Here is a 13983-nt window from a genome sequence, read left to right as displayed (position 1 = left end):
TCCCTGATCCCGGCCAGCGAAAAGGAACGCGAAGCCGCGGACCAACTCAAAACAGCCGCCGAACCCCTCACCAGCCAACTCACCGACGCCGCCAAGGACATGGCCGAGGACCTCAAGCAGCCCGCCCAGGACGCCATGGAAAGCCTCAAATCCACGGCCACCGACGCCGCCGAACACGTCAAAGCCGAAGGCCAAGGCGCCGTCGCCGACGTCAAGGACCGCAGCACCGAAGCCAAAGACAACGTCCAGAACACCTGACCAACCCCGTCAGGAGCCGCCACAACGCGCCAGCCCCGACGCTGGCGCCGGTGCGCCAAAAACACCTCGACCGCCCCGGAAACGGACCGCCGATGGTCCGTTCTCTATCCGAAGTACAACAAGGAGAACAACATGATCAGCAGTGAGAACCTTGCTTCACTCAGCTCCGCCGGAGGTAACGTCATCGGATCCGACGGCGGGAAAATCGGCTCAATCGGTCAAATCTACGCCGACGATGAAACCAACGAACCCACCTGGGTGACTGTTAAGACCGGTTTTTTTGGAAGCAACGAATCCTTTGTCCCCCTCCAGTCCGCCTCCCAGGAGGGACACGACCTTGTTGTCCCGTACACCAAAGACAAGGTCAAGGAAGCCCCGAACGTTGCACCTGACGGGCATCTGACCCCCCAGGAAGAAGACGAGCTCTACAGCTATTACGAGCTCCCCTCGGGCGCAGGGTACACCGGCACCAATACCGATGCCCGCACCAGCACCGGCACCGGCACCGACACCGACGCCGGTACCGCTGACCGCGGCACCGTGGGGCATGACACCTCCGGCCCTACCACCGACGATGCCATGACCCGCTCCGAAGAGCAGCTGCACGTTGGCACCCGCACGGAAGAAACCGGCCGGGCACGACTGCGCAAATATGTTGTCACGGAGAATGTGACCACTACAGTTCCCGTGCAGCGCGAAGAGGTTCGCCTCGAACGCGAGCCCATCACCGATGCCAACGTTGGAGATGCCAAGGCCGGCCCGGCCATCAGCGAGGAAGAACACGAAGTCATACTCCACGAAGAGCGCCCCGTCGTGGAAAAGGAAACCGTGCCCGTCGAACGCGTGCGGCTCGAAAAGGACACCGTGACCGAACAGCACAACGTCACCGAGGAAGTACGCAAAGAAGAAATCGAACTCGACGACGACAGCTCCACCGAACGGCGCAACGACCGCTAACTCTGCGCTCCTTGGCCAGCGCCGGTCAGCCCGGCACCACACCGGAGGTCCGTCTCCCCATGGGGAGGCGGACCTCCGTTCGTACTGAACGGCGCGAAAGCCGGGAGGCCGAGGGGGTGGGTGTTGCTATTGGGTGAGCCTGACGTCGTCACCCCGGAGAGTTGCGCGGAAGCCGTCGCTCTGGACAACAACGTCTTGGAGCCCTAGCCCATCCGGCAGGCCCTCGATGTTGTGTTCGATTGTGACAAGCCTTCGCACGACGGCAGCCGTAGCGGCGGAGAGAAAGTCCGGCCCGCCAACGTCGATGGAGCGTGGCTCAACAACGATCCTTCCGGCCTTCACCTCGACAGTGCCCGTTGCAACGACCCGCACTTCCCGGCCGAGGACCTCAACGTCACGGACCACCGTGGCCTGCCCGTCGTCGGCGGCGCGAACCACTGTGCCATCCCCGAGTTCCCCGGCGACGACCTCGAACGGGACGGTCGCGTCGACATCGAGCCGGTCAACAACCAGCCCATCCGAGCCGGTAACAACGCCCCGCCCCACGGCTTCGACATCCCTGAGCGTCGAACCGGCGGTCACTACGGTCCCCGCGTCAAGCGCAAGATCGGAGAACCACACGTCATCCTCCCGCAGGCCTGCGGGCGCCTCCCTGCCTGGCTGATGTGCCGAGCCCTCGGACGGCGACGTTTCGGGCCCGGACTGGCTCCCGCCGGCCGGGGAACTCACCACCCACCAGAGGATTACGGCTGCGACGCCGAGCATCAAAACCATACCCACAGCACCGATGAACCAGTCTTTCGCACGTTTCCACTCCATGGAAACATTCTGACGGCTCACCACCTCCACACGCCACGGCTTGTGAGGGCACTCGGCGCTGACTCCCCCGAACATGTACTAAGTTTGCTTAGTATGCGGGGTTTCGGCCTAGACTGGCACGATGGATTCGATATCGGCCATTGGCCTCGTGTTCCTTGCAGCCATCGTGTGGACGGGCATCACAGCAGTGCTCTTATGGGGCCGGGATCATCAAAAGCAACGCCCACAGGGGCTCACAGAAGGAGCCAAAGCCGGAATGCGTGCCACCCCGTAATCAGCGCTTAGCCGCCGTCCGCCGGCGTCGATCTGCTCAATGTCATTATTCGGTCCTTGCTGCCCCAACGCGAGTGCCGACGATCTGCGCCAGCAGGGATCGGCGATTGTGCGTGTGTGATTTCGCGAAAATGGTTTTGAGGTGGTCTTGCACGGTCAACTCTGAAAGAGTCATCGCCGCGGCAATCGTTTTCGTGTCGCTTCCCGCTACAAGCATGCCCAGGAGCTCCGCCTCGCGTGGGGTCATACCGTGTGCCAGGGTGTAGACCTCAAGCCGCTCGTCGGGAGCGGCAGCCTCCAGAGTCACAGCTATCTGCGAACCCATTCTTGCGGCGCGAACGGTGATCCAGGCGCCCTCCATAAGATGCACACGCGCGCTGGCCTCGTGCGAGTCGACATCCTGTTCAACCGCAAGTAACTGCGCTGCAGCATTGTAGACACTCGCGGGCACCGGCGGCAGGGTGCCGGCAGCTGGCAGGAGTGTTCGAAGCCACTCTCCGGCCGCCCCGGTCTGGCTGACTACTTCGAGGTTCTCGCTGAGAATAAGAACCACGGGCCCTCTTTCGAGGCGCAGCGCCGGCGGAATCGTCGAAAATGTACCCGCCTGCCGCATCCGAAGCGCTCGTGTCAGCGACGGCGCGAGATCACTCAGAAACGCGAGTTCATGGCCGTCAAATGCCTCTGGGCTCCTTCGCCATAGGTCGAGAAAACCCCAGCAACCATAGCTATCTGCCATCACGATCGAGGCCACATCCTTTACCCGGTAATTTTGCAGTACTTCCGTCCAGAGAAGGCTTTCCGCTAGCTCTGCACCCGTCGCCTCGATCAGCGACGCCACCGCCACGCGGCGGGTGATCAAATCAGTCCATCGATTGACCTTGGTTAGGTACTTAAACTTGATAAGGGACGGCAGCTGACCGAATGCCGGGACATCCGCGTGCGGGTCAGAACCGACTGTGGTCACCGGATCCGTGAGCAGCCAAACGTGGGCATCGAAGTCGAGAGCACGATGCAATTCGCGAAGCGCGTCAGTTCGGAACGTTCTGGCATCTGAAGGCACTGCGCTGATGGACTCTATTCGCTCCCGAACGTTGGCCAGTGTCAGTTGCGTGACCATATCTCGACAGTACGCCCAAAAAAGCCCCGTTCCATGTCTTGAGATTGCAGCTGCCCGCTGGAAGAAAGATCCCAGAAAGTTGGGATGGTTACCGAGAGCGACGAACCCTACGCTCAGGGCACACCCCAACGAGAAAGTACGGGACATGCCTATTCTCAGGATTGAACACCGCACTCACGACTTCGCGACATGGAAGGCCGCGTTCGACCGGGACCCGGCCGGGCGAGGCAAAGCAGGCGTGCAGAGGTACTCCATTTACCAGCCCGTCGATAACCCCCGGTATGTTCTGATCGACCTTGAGTTCCCGACGGTCTCCCAAGCCGAACGCCTCCTGGCGTCGATGAGACAGATCTGGAGTTCCGGGGCCGCAGGGCCCGCCTTCGGGGGCGAGCCACGGACGCAGATCCTCGACACCAAGGAAGTCGTTCAACTCGAAGCCTGACGGCGGGTATTTACGTGCGGCAATGCCCGGACAGTCATACAGCGGGCCAGCCGGGATTGGCGCTTACCCGCTGGCGGCCTAACCATCAGCTCAGAGATAATCACTGCCACGTTCACGGGCGATCTCCAGAAGGGTTGAATGGAAAGCTACCTCGGCGGGTGCGTATACCTTGTCTTGGCGTTGGGCCAGAAGAACCCGGCGCAGGGGGGCGTCAGCGCCGAGGCTTAGGACCCTGACATCGGGATGCTGCAAGGCCACTGCTGTTTTGGGGACCATCGCCACACCCATGCCCACGCTGACCATGGCTTGAGCCTCTTGGTAATCGTTGGCCAGGAACCCGATATTCGGCTCAAAGCCGGCGTCGTGGGCGGATCGTTGAAGTACCTCAACCACAGGGTGCGCCTCTGCACGGACTATCCACGACTCCTTTCGGAGGTCTTTCATGGACACTTCATCACGATCCGCCAAGGGGTGCCCCTTGGCCACAAGGACCACCGTGCTCTCCTGGAACACCTCCGTGATCCGAATGGATTCGTCGTTGAAGCGGTTCCAAGGGTAATCCCAGAGCAGGCACAGTCCAGTCACTCCGGACTCCAGGTCCGAAACCAGTTCATCGAAGCGGGCGCTGCGCACAGACAGGCCAATTGCCGGGTAGCGCTTCTTGAATGCGCGGATCACCAGCGGCAAAAATGAACCGGCCAACGTGGGAAACGTACCCACGGTCAACGAGCCCCGGCCCAACCCGGCAATCTGACCCAAGTCGGACCGGGCCGCACGCATCTGTCCTACGATCCTCCGTGCGTGTCCAGCCAGCACCTGACCGGCCTCCGTGGGAACCACCCCGCGGGATCGGCGATTGAGGAGGGGCTGCCCTACTTCCTGCTCCAACTTCCGCAACTGCTGGGAGACGGCAGACGGTGAGTACATCATGATGTCAGCCGCCGCCGTGATGGATCCTTGCTCAACCACCTCCACCAGGAGGGCGAGCCGCCGAATATCAAATAAATCCATGTTCTCATCGTTAAGCATTGCTTCAGCCTTCCCCGTATTTTGTTCATTCTACGCAGGACTGCGATTCCCGGTGCCTGCCGGAGGGTGATAATCCGGGACCAGGCAATTCTTCAGCTCCGCCTCGTCCTGCCGCAGCAATGAGTGAAGCATCCCTACACTCCCCTTCATATATCCAACATTGTCTTCATATGTGATTCGCATCATCCTCGTAACAGGCCGCAAAATTTGCAGGATGCCACGAGAGGCAGGGAAGCACAATGAAGATCGAAGCCGAATGGATGCGCGGAGGCACCAGCAAGTGCTGGGTCTTTGAAACCGAAGACCTGGACAGGGCCAACGCCAATCTGGACGATCTCCTGCCCCGACTCTTCGGAAGCCCGGATTCCCGGCAGATCGACGGCGTAGGCGGGGCCACTTCAACCACCAGCAAGGCAATGCTCCTAAGCCGCCCGGCGGACAAGGAAGTGGATGTCGAATTCACTTTCGCCCAAGTGGGCATCGAAGAAGCATCTGTTGACTGGGGCAGCAACTGCGGAAACTGCTCGGCGGTTGTGGGTCTTTATGCCATCGAGAAAGGGTGGGTAGTTCCTTCCGGCGACTCCACGCGGATCGTCACGCGGAACACCAACACGGGACAGATCATCATTCAGCGGGTTTCAACACCCGCCGGCGCCCTGCCGATCGTCCCGGACGCACAGATGCCCGGCGTTGTGTTTCCCGGCTACAGAGTGGGGCTCGGCTTCCAGAATCCGGCCGGCAAGACCACCGGACAACTGCTGCCCACGGGCTCGGCATCTGACACGATCGTTGCCGGCGGAACCCGCTGGACGGTTTCCATGGTGGACGCCGGCGCACCCGTAGTCATGGTGCGGGCTGAGGAACTTGGCCTGGATACTGCCCGCTACGACACATGGAAAGCCGAAGTTGAACTTCAACTCGACACACTGGACGTAATACGCCGCCAGGCTGCGGTCCGGATGGGAATGGCAGCAACTCCCGCCCAGGCCGCGCGGGCTGTTCCCAAACTTGCAATCGTCGGCCCGCCCGAAGGGCCTGACGCCGCAGGTGACGTAAACGTCATGATGCTCTCCATGGGGAAACCGCATCCCGCACTGGCGATCACCGGCAGCATCGCGCTGACGCTCGCTGCCCGTACGCCGGGCACCGTGCTGAACACCATCACCGGCAACACATCCATAGCAGTTCTGAAGCTCAGGACGCCCGCGGGCGTCATCGAAACCTGGAGCGAGGAACAAGACGGATCCCTGCTGGTCGGCGTCGACCGGACGGCGCGCACCATCGCCTCCAGCATCATCCACCTTCCGGAGACTCTCGGCAACGCCGTCGAAGCCTCACTAGCAACAGCCACTCGATGAGGAGAAAACACCATGGCTAAGACTATTTTCAAACCAGCTCCCGAGACTGAGAGCGACATCCGGGAAGAACGTTCCCAGCAGCCCAACAACCGCCGCCGTATCCTGCTGGTAACGGTTGCCGCTTCTGCCATTCTGGGCCTGGTCGCCATCCTGTTCGGGGGTGCCCTATTCAACCCGGCGGCCACCCCGGAATCGGAGCCGACCATGACCGCCACCCAGATCATCCCGCTGGTAATCCTCGTGGTGATGTTCGTTGTCGCCACCAAGTGGCCCTTGAACATCGGCGTCATGGGACTCGTGGCCTCCTTCGGCGTCGGCTACTTCATGCTCGGCATGACCGACAAGGAAATCCTTGCCGACTTCCCCGCCAATATCGTGATCACGATCATCGGAGTCACGTACTTCTTCAGCATGGCCCAGAGGAACGGGACCATCGACATCATCGTCCAGAACTGTGTGCGGCTGGTGCGGGGCAAGACAATGCTTCTGCCGTGGGTATTCTTCCTTCTGGCAGCATCGCTCACCGCGCTCGGAACCTTCTCCCCTGCCGCCGTCGCACTCCTGGCCCCCGCCGCCATCGGACTGGCCTACGAATCGCGCATCCACCCCGTGCTCATGGGCGCTTTCATCATCAACGGAGCTCACGCCGGCGGCTTCTCGCCGCTGTCCGTGGCAGGCGTCCTGGTCCATGACATTGCGGTGAAGAACGGCTTTCCGATCTCCCAAGGCGCGCTTTTCGGAGCGAGCTTTGCCCTGAATCTGATCCTGTCCGTGCTGACGGTAGTGGTGTTCGCCCTCCTGGGTAGGCTTCGCGACGGCGCTGCCGGCCAGCACGCCGACCTTGAGACCCGCACCACCCGGCCACGCGGCCAGCAAATCCTCACCTTGGGACTCATCGTGGCCATGCTCGTCTGCGCTTTGGGCTTCCACATGCCGATCGGCTTTGTCGCCCTCTCAGCAGGACTCCTGCTGGCACTGGTCAACATCAAGGAACACCAGACCTTCATCGGCGGAGTCTCCTGGTCAACTGTGCTGCTCGTCGCAGGGATGATCACCTACGTCTCCCTGCTCCAGCACGTCGGGGTCATCGATACCCTCGCCGAGCAGGCCCTGGCCCTTGGAGCACCGCTCCTCATCGCCCTCGTGCTCTGCTACGTCATCGGTGTCGGCTCAGCCTTCGCATCATCCACCGCACTGCTGACGGCCTTCATCCCCTTGGCTGGTCCCCTCCTGGCAACCAGCTCACTGAGCGCGTCGGGGACAGTGGCTGCCCTCGCCATCGCCGCGACTGTCGTGGATGTATCGCCCTTCTCCACCGACGGTGCCCTGGTGGTCGCCAACGCCCGCGAAGACGACCGCCAGCGCGTTTACAAGCAGCTGATGATGTACGCCGGCGGAGTAGTCCTGGTAGCACCCGCACTTGCCTGGGCCTTGCTGGTACCAACCGGCATCATGTAGGCCGCAAGGCCATGAAGACTGCCGGCATCAACGATCGGCCGGCGTGGGGATTGCGCCTTGCACACCATCGCAACAGGTAGCCCGAGAGACGGGCGCAAAAGCGCAAACCCCGTGCACCTGAGGCAGGGCCGCCACACCGGCGGGCCCTGCCTTAGGTTTTACAGTCCGGCCTTGTGCACTCCAGGCAGGAGCGGGCTACGGTGAGACCGCGATCTCACGGATGGTCAGGTCGCGGAACAGGGCCGCTCCTTCATGGGCGTACAGCCGGATACCGTCATCGCCTTCAAGGGGGAAGACCCGGTGCGAGTGCACCACGCGTCCATCTCCGACGAACATCTCCACGCTGGTGCGATCCACGAGGATACGAAGAGCGAGGCGGCCTGCGGAGGGGTCCACCGCGGTTTGGGTTTCGCCGGCAGTGGGGTTGATCGTGGGGCCGCGGTTGACGTACGTGAACGGGCCACGCAGGTAGGCGCCTGCGGCGACATGCCGGCCGCCACCCGGGGCGCGGCACACCTCAAGACCGAGATTGGCCGGTGGTGCGGCTGGGTCCCACACCACCTCGCACGACAGGTCATATGCCAGCGACCGGACCTTCAGATCCTTTGTACCCGTAACCGCCAGATCGCCCAGACGATGCGTGCGCTTCACGTGGTTACCCAGCGCAGACGTGGGCGCGGAGGTGAGGTAATAGGCACCGGTCCCACGCTTGAGCCGGACATCGCGCACGATCATGTCATCGCCGTTGTAACCGTCAGTTGCCAGGGTTGGCGTGTTGTGAGGGTAGTCCCAGAAGTTCGCCCATCCGATGGCCCGTCGGAGGCCAGGGTCTACAGCTCCCGATGCATCGTGATGTGGGTAGGTCACCGCGCCGTAGAAGTCGAAGCCGTAATCGAGCCATTCCGGTTCGGGATGGTCGGGCGTGAAGGAACTGCCGTCAAAAACCCCCGTCCAGTAGGCATACGTCGCGGGCAGTCCGCGGCCTTTGCCGTTCGCACTGGTGCCCAGGACCCAATGCGGGGTGCCGTCGTCGGCGGTCATCAGAAAGAGGTCAGGGCATTCCAGAAGCCCCAGGTCGCTCCGGACAAATTCGCCAACACGCTGCCAGGACCGCAGGTCAGGGGAGGCGTAGAAACCCAGCTTCTGCCCCTCCGCGTTGGCCATGAACCACCGCTGCCGGTCCTCATCCCAGATCACCTTGGGATCGCGGAAATCGTGCACACCAGGGTTGGGCAGCACCGGCTCCGTGCCGCCCGGCTGAAATGAGCGTCCCCGGTCCGTTGAGTACCAAAGATACTGGGCCTGGCGCCCTTCCGGCGCTTGGGTAACCAAGGCGATGACCGCACCCGCTCCGTATCCGGAGGTGTTTCGCTCATCCACCACCAGACATCCGGACCAGCAGTCGCCGTTGTTGTTGCTGAATTTCGGTATCGAGACACCGCGGTCCCGGAAGGCAACGTGATCGGTGGTGGTGGCACGGCGCCATGACGTGCCGCCGCCGCCAGTGATGTAGTCGGCGTTGTACAAGTAGTAGTAGTGGTACTCGCCATCCAGGTAGATGGGCCGTTGGGGATCGTTCTTCCAGTTGTCGGCCACGCTGAAGTGATAGACGGGGCGCATTCTGGATGGTCCTTTCGACGGGCTGCCTGCCGCGGACGCGGGATTGGACAGCGCGATGGACCCACCCAACGCAACCGCACCGGCGCCCGTCAGAAGTCCGCGGCGAGAGACTGAAGAGTTTTCCATGGGTTTCACTTCCGTTCCGGCAGGAGGCTACGGGTCTCCGTAAACACCTCAGCCATGGTCCAGGCGTCCAGGGAAAGGAGCCGCACCGAGCCTTCACTGGCGGCCAGTCTCACGCGCTCGCCGCCCAGGGTGGGATAGACACGGGCCGTGAGCGGCTTGCCGTTGGCGAAAATTTCGACGGCGGACCGGTCCACCAGGACGCGCAGGCGGACCCGACCGTCGGTCATCGGAATGGCGCCGGACTTTTCCACCAGATCGACGGCGGGGTCGAGGCTGCTGCGGGTACGGTCGAGATGCAGCATGCCGGTGGGGGTGCCGTCAGCGGACCGGCTAAGAACGATCACCGTCTCCTCAGCACCCTCCGCGGTTCCAAGCAGTCCGAGCCGCAGCTCTGCACCGGCAGCAAGCTGCACGTCCAGCTCAAGGTCCAGCTGGTTGCCCGACACACCGGTATCCATTGATGTCCCGGCCACCAGCACCTGGGCAGGCACACCGGCATGTTTCCGGCGCAGCTTCTCAATTTCGGGAACGGGTTCGAACTCGAGGGTTCCGTCGTTCGCCAACGTGGTGACCCTCGGCAGGCTCATGACCCCGGACCAGCCGGCTTCCACCATCGCTGCGTCACTGCGGCCTTCCTGCATCCAGCCAAACATGACACGCCGGCCGGACTCATCCTGGAAGGACTGCGGTGCATAGAAGAAGCGGCCTCCGTAGTCCAAACGGTGCAGCGAATCCGGTTCAAAGGCGTCGCCGGCATACCGCCCGGTCCAATACAGCGGGTGCCGGGTTTCGCCGTCATTCCACGCGGAGAAGACCAGCACATCTGGTGAGTCGTCGGCAGGTGCAGACCCCAGCGAGCCCTGCCCTGCACGGAACAGGTCAACGCATTCCCACATGGTTCCGGTCCAGTCAGAGTCCGCGGGATCTCCTTGGGAGGCATCCCCGATGAACAGGGGTCCGAGGTAGTCCCAGGACCGCAGGTCCGAAGATTCATACAGGAAGGCCGTGCCGCCGGCGTGCCGGATTCCTGAACCCACCAGCTGCCGCCATTTGCTTCCCTCTTGCCAGACGCAATGATCCCGAAACGCGGTGGTGTTTACGCCAGCGGGCGGGGCGCCAATGACCGGATTCCCGGGATCTTTGGTCCAGTCCAGCAGGTCAGGGGTTCCAACGGCGACGCAGGGCAACTCCTTGTCCGCGAACCGGCCGGAGTACACCAAGGTGGGAGTGCCGCCGTCGTTAACCAGCACCCCGGACCAACAGCCCTCGGCGTCCGGTCCTGCGGAAGGTTCCAAGGCGACGGGCTGGTCACTCCAGGTGACCAGGTCGGTGCTGGTGGCGTGACCCCATTGGATGCGGTGGTGGAAAGCGCCCTCGGGGTTGTACTGATAGAAGAGGTGGTAGGTGCCGTTCCATTGGCTGACCCCGTTGGGATCATTGAGCCAACCGGCCGGTGAGACAAAGTGGAAGCGCGGCCGCAGCGGATCGGCTTCCGCGCGGGCCACCAACTCATCCTGCGGAGTGGTGGCGAGCGGGTGGGTCAGTTCAGTCATGCGGAGGCCTCTTCTTGAGCGTTCGACGCCGGGTGGCCGGGTTGGATCGGTTCACTCGCCAGGGCATGGCCGCCGGCAGCAGCCCACGGGCGATAGAGGTGGCAGCGCACCCAGTGGCGGTTTTCGGGGTTGCCCACCCGGTGGCGGACTGGTTCTTCGGCCGAGCAGGCCTGGTTCGGGTCACCGTCGAACGCGCAGTGCGTCGAGGCCATAACAGCCTGCCGCAGTTCAGCCCGGCGGACGGGATCGTACGAGCCTGCCCGGGAGGGATCCGGCACGGCCGAAACAAGGAGCTGCGTGTACGGGTGCGCCGGGGTGGCCAGGAGGTCCAAAGACTCGCCTTCCTCAACCAGTTCACCGGCAAACATCACCGCTGTACGGTCCGCCAGGTACCGTGCGGATGCGAGGTCGTGGGTGATGTAGAGCATGGAGATACCTTGCTCATCGCGGAGCTTGCGCATCAGGTTCAGCACGCCGATCCGAACGGAAACGTCCAGCATGGACGTCGGCTCATCGGCCAGGATGACCTGCGGTTCAACGGCTAGTGCCCGGGCAATCGCAATGCGTTGGCGCTGGCCGCCGGAGAGCTCGTGCGGGTACGAGTTCAGCATGTCGGCATCCAGGCCAACAGTGGTCATAAGCCTTTCGAGCCGCTGCCGAGTCTCCTTCTCCGTACCGCCGGTCTTGCCGTGGATCGCCAAGGAACGCCGGAGGAAGTGCTCGACCCTGTGCGCCGGGTTCAATGAGCCGAAGGGGTCCTGGAAAACCATCTGCAGCTGGGACCGGAAGGCCCGGGATGCTTGGAAACGATCCCGCCTCAGCACATCGACGCCGTCAATGAGGATCTCCCCGGAGCTCGGCTTTTCGAGTCTGGCGACACAGCGGGCCAGGGTGCTTTTGCCGGAACCGGACTCCCCCACGAGGGCTACGATTTCGCCCCGGCCAATGGACAGATCGACGCCGTGCAAGGCGCGGACAGAATCGCGGGAGAAGAGCCCCCCAACGGCGAACGACTTGCCCAGGCCCCGGATTTCCAAGGCCGGACCGCCGGAAGTGGTTCCCGGCTGCCGGGTCGTGACGGAGTGGCTCATGGCGTGGCTCCTTCCAGGTTTGCGGACTCAATAACCGGAGCATCGGCACCGAACGGTGCCACGAAGTGGCCGGGTGACACCTCGCTGAGGTCCGGGATGTTGCGGAATTTCACGCCGTCGGGCAGGCCCGTCAGCGGAACCCGGGGACCGGTGAGGGGCGGAAAAGCGCCCATCAGCGCCTGGGTGTAGGGGTGTCGGGGGGTGGCGTAAACGTCCTGGGCCTTCGCGGTTTCCACGATCCGCCCGCCGTACATCACTGCCATGCGGTGCGAGAGTTCCACCATGAGGGACATGTCGTGCGTGATGAAGAGGACGGAGAAGCCGAGCTCGCGCTGGAGCTCCTTGATTTGCGCCATGATCTCCTGCTGCACCACCACGTCCAGCGCGGTGGTGGGTTCATCCAGGATCAACAGTGAGGGCTTGAGTGCCACTGCCATGGCAATCACGGCACGTTGACGCATACCGCCCGAGAGTTGGTGCGGATACGACCTGAGGCGTGCGGGGTCGATCCTGACGAGTTCCAGCAGTTCACCGGCACGCCGCAGCGATTCCTTGCGGGAGTAGGCGGCGTGGGTGGTGAAGATGTCCACGATCTGCTCGCCGATGGTCAGCACCGGATTGAGCGAGTTCATGGCTGACTGGAAGACCATCGCCACGTCCTGCCAGCGGAAGCGCCGCAACTCCTCAGGGCTCATGGCCAGGACATCCTTGCCGCCGAAGGAAATGCTGCCGCCTGCGATCTTCGCTGGATCCTTCAGGAGCCTCATGATCGAGTTGGCGATAGTGGACTTCCCACAGCCGGACTCTCCCGCGAGCCCGAACACCTCGCCGGTGCCGATGCTGAAGGAAACGCGGTCGACGGCGGTGGTGGAGCGGGTGTCGCCGACGTATTTGACGGTGAGGTCCTTGACGTCCAGGACGGGTTCGTGGGAGCCGAAGGAAACTTGGGAGATTGTCACTTGGCAGCGCTCCTTTCGGTATCTTTCGGAGTTTTGATCTTCCGGAGCCGCGGGTTGGTGACCTCGTCCACGGCGTAGTTGATGAGGGCAAGAGCAAAGGCAACCAGCGCGATGCACAGGCCTGAGGGGACGAAGACCCACCAACTGCCCGTCAGCAGTGCACCTTCGTTGCCGGCCCAGAACAGGTTGTTGCCCCAAGAGACGGTGCTGACATCGCCCAGGCCCAGGAACTCGAGGCCCGCTTGGGCGCCGATACCGTAAATCACACAGGCCAGCAGGGTGCCCATGACGATTGAGGCCATGTTGGGCAAGATCTCGCGGAACATGATCCGGCCGGCCCGTTCGCCGGAGACCACGGCAGCGGCGACAAAGTCCTTGGAGCGGATGGACAAGGCTTGTGAGCGCAGGACGCGTGCTGAGCCGGCCCACCCTGTGACCACCAGGACCAGGATCACGGTGCCCAGGCCAGGCGGAAGGAAGGCAGCCAGGATGACCAGCAGCGGCAATCCGGGCAGTAGCAGGAACACGTTGGTGACCAGGGACAGCGCTTCGTCAATGAACTTGCCGAAGTACGCCGAGGCAAGTCCCACCAGGATTCCGATGAAGGTGGACAGCAAGCCCACGGTCAGCCCCACGAACAACGAACTGCGTGAGCCGTGGACAGTCAGCGCGAGGACGTCCTGTCCTTTGGCCGTGGTGCCAAGCCAGTGCTCAGCCGATGGTTCCAGGGACGCCAATGCGGTGATCCTGGACGGGTCGCCCGGAAACAGCACCGGCGCCAGCAAGGCCAGGGCAATGAAGATGACCATCACGGCCATCCCCGTCAGCGCTTTTTTGTTGCTGGTGAGGCCGTGGATGAAGCTACGGTTTGGTTTGCGGGCAGCTGGTGTTGGCGTGGGCTGCTTCAGGAGTGCGGTTGTCAT

12 protein-coding genes and 1 pseudogene are annotated in these 13983 nt (G+C 62.8%); 5 read left to right on the top strand and 8 right to left on the bottom strand.

All coding sequences use genetic code 11. The features are described from left to right. A pseudogene (locus ACU18_RS19850) lies at positions 1 to 258 on the top strand (DUF3618 domain-containing protein); the annotation flags it as partial. 132 nt (positions 259 to 390) lie between these two features. Continuing rightward, the gene (locus ACU18_RS04415) at positions 391 to 1215 is read left to right on the top strand and encodes a DUF2382 domain-containing protein (RefSeq protein ID WP_050684328.1); all 825 of its coding nucleotides are present in this window, start codon (positions 391 to 393) and stop codon (positions 1213 to 1215) included. 126 nt (positions 1216 to 1341) lie between these two features. Here ACU18_RS04415 and ACU18_RS04410 read toward each other — a convergent pair whose 3' ends face one another. Further along, positions 1342 to 2034, bottom strand: a complete 693-nt coding sequence (locus ACU18_RS04410) for an LmeA family phospholipid-binding protein (protein ID WP_050684327.1) — start codon at positions 2032 to 2034, stop codon at positions 1342 to 1344. 319 nt (positions 2035 to 2353) lie between these two features. Continuing rightward, a complete protein-coding gene (locus tag ACU18_RS04405; RefSeq protein ID WP_050684326.1) occupies positions 2354 to 3424 on the bottom strand; it encodes a helix-turn-helix transcriptional regulator in 1071 nt (356 codons plus the stop codon). Between the two features lie 238 nt (positions 3425 to 3662). Between ACU18_RS04405 and ACU18_RS04400 the strand changes: the two genes are divergently transcribed. Then, positions 3663 to 3866 carry a hypothetical protein gene (locus ACU18_RS04400; protein WP_231685999.1) on the top strand — a complete coding sequence of 68 codons (204 nt, stop codon included), beginning with the start codon at positions 3663 to 3665 and terminating at the stop codon, positions 3864 to 3866. A gap of 90 nt (positions 3867 to 3956) precedes the next feature. Here ACU18_RS04400 and ACU18_RS04395 read toward each other — a convergent pair whose 3' ends face one another. After that, positions 3957 to 4895, bottom strand: coding sequence for a LysR family transcriptional regulator (locus ACU18_RS04395; RefSeq protein ID WP_050684324.1), 939 nt, complete (start codon positions 4893 to 4895; stop codon positions 3957 to 3959). A gap of 239 nt (positions 4896 to 5134) precedes the next feature. Here ACU18_RS04395 and ACU18_RS04390 point away from each other — a divergent pair, with 239 nt between their 5' ends. Continuing rightward, positions 5135 to 6253 carry a PrpF domain-containing protein gene (locus ACU18_RS04390; protein ID WP_050684323.1) on the top strand — a complete coding sequence of 373 codons (1119 nt, stop codon included), beginning with the start codon at positions 5135 to 5137 and terminating at the stop codon, positions 6251 to 6253. Between the two features lie 12 nt (positions 6254 to 6265). Further along, positions 6266 to 7711 (top strand): SLC13 family permease, encoded by a 1446-nt coding sequence (locus ACU18_RS04385; RefSeq protein ID WP_050684322.1) that lies wholly within the window; start codon positions 6266 to 6268, stop codon positions 7709 to 7711. A 195-nt stretch (positions 7712 to 7906) separates the two neighbouring features. Here the strand turns inward: ACU18_RS04385 and ACU18_RS04380 are convergent, their stop codons facing one another. The 5 genes from ACU18_RS04380 to ACU18_RS04360 all read right to left on the bottom strand — a co-directional run bounded on the left by ACU18_RS04380 (position 7907) and on the right by ACU18_RS04360 (position 13983). Next, positions 7907 to 9331, bottom strand: a complete 1425-nt coding sequence (locus ACU18_RS04380; RefSeq protein WP_050684321.1) for a glycoside hydrolase family 32 protein — start codon at positions 9329 to 9331, stop codon at positions 7907 to 7909. Positions 9332 to 9462: 131 nt separating this feature from the next. Continuing rightward, on the bottom strand, positions 9463 to 11010 hold the full coding sequence (locus ACU18_RS04375; protein ID WP_050684320.1) for a glycoside hydrolase family 32 protein: 1548 nt from the start codon (positions 11008 to 11010) through the stop codon (positions 9463 to 9465). Beyond that, positions 11007 to 12101, bottom strand: coding sequence for an ATP-binding cassette domain-containing protein (locus ACU18_RS04370; protein ID WP_050684319.1), 1095 nt, complete (start codon positions 12099 to 12101; stop codon positions 11007 to 11009). Before ACU18_RS04370 ends, ACU18_RS04375 begins: the two co-directional genes overlap by 4 nt. After that, on the bottom strand, positions 12098 to 13060 hold the full coding sequence (locus tag ACU18_RS04365) for an ABC transporter ATP-binding protein (protein WP_050684318.1): 963 nt from the start codon (positions 13058 to 13060) through the stop codon (positions 12098 to 12100). The genes ACU18_RS04370 and ACU18_RS04365 overlap by 4 nt, the downstream gene beginning before the upstream one ends. Beyond that, on the bottom strand, positions 13057 to 13983 hold the full coding sequence (locus ACU18_RS04360; RefSeq protein ID WP_050684317.1) for an ABC transporter permease: 927 nt from the start codon (positions 13981 to 13983) through the stop codon (positions 13057 to 13059). Before ACU18_RS04360 ends, ACU18_RS04365 begins: the two co-directional genes overlap by 4 nt.

Origin of the sequence: Arthrobacter sp. ZBG10, assembly GCF_001238605.1 — a bacterium.
In the GTDB taxonomy this organism is placed as follows: domain Bacteria; phylum Actinomycetota; class Actinomycetes; order Actinomycetales; family Micrococcaceae; genus Arthrobacter.
This window is presented reverse-complemented; position numbering and strand designations above follow the sequence as displayed.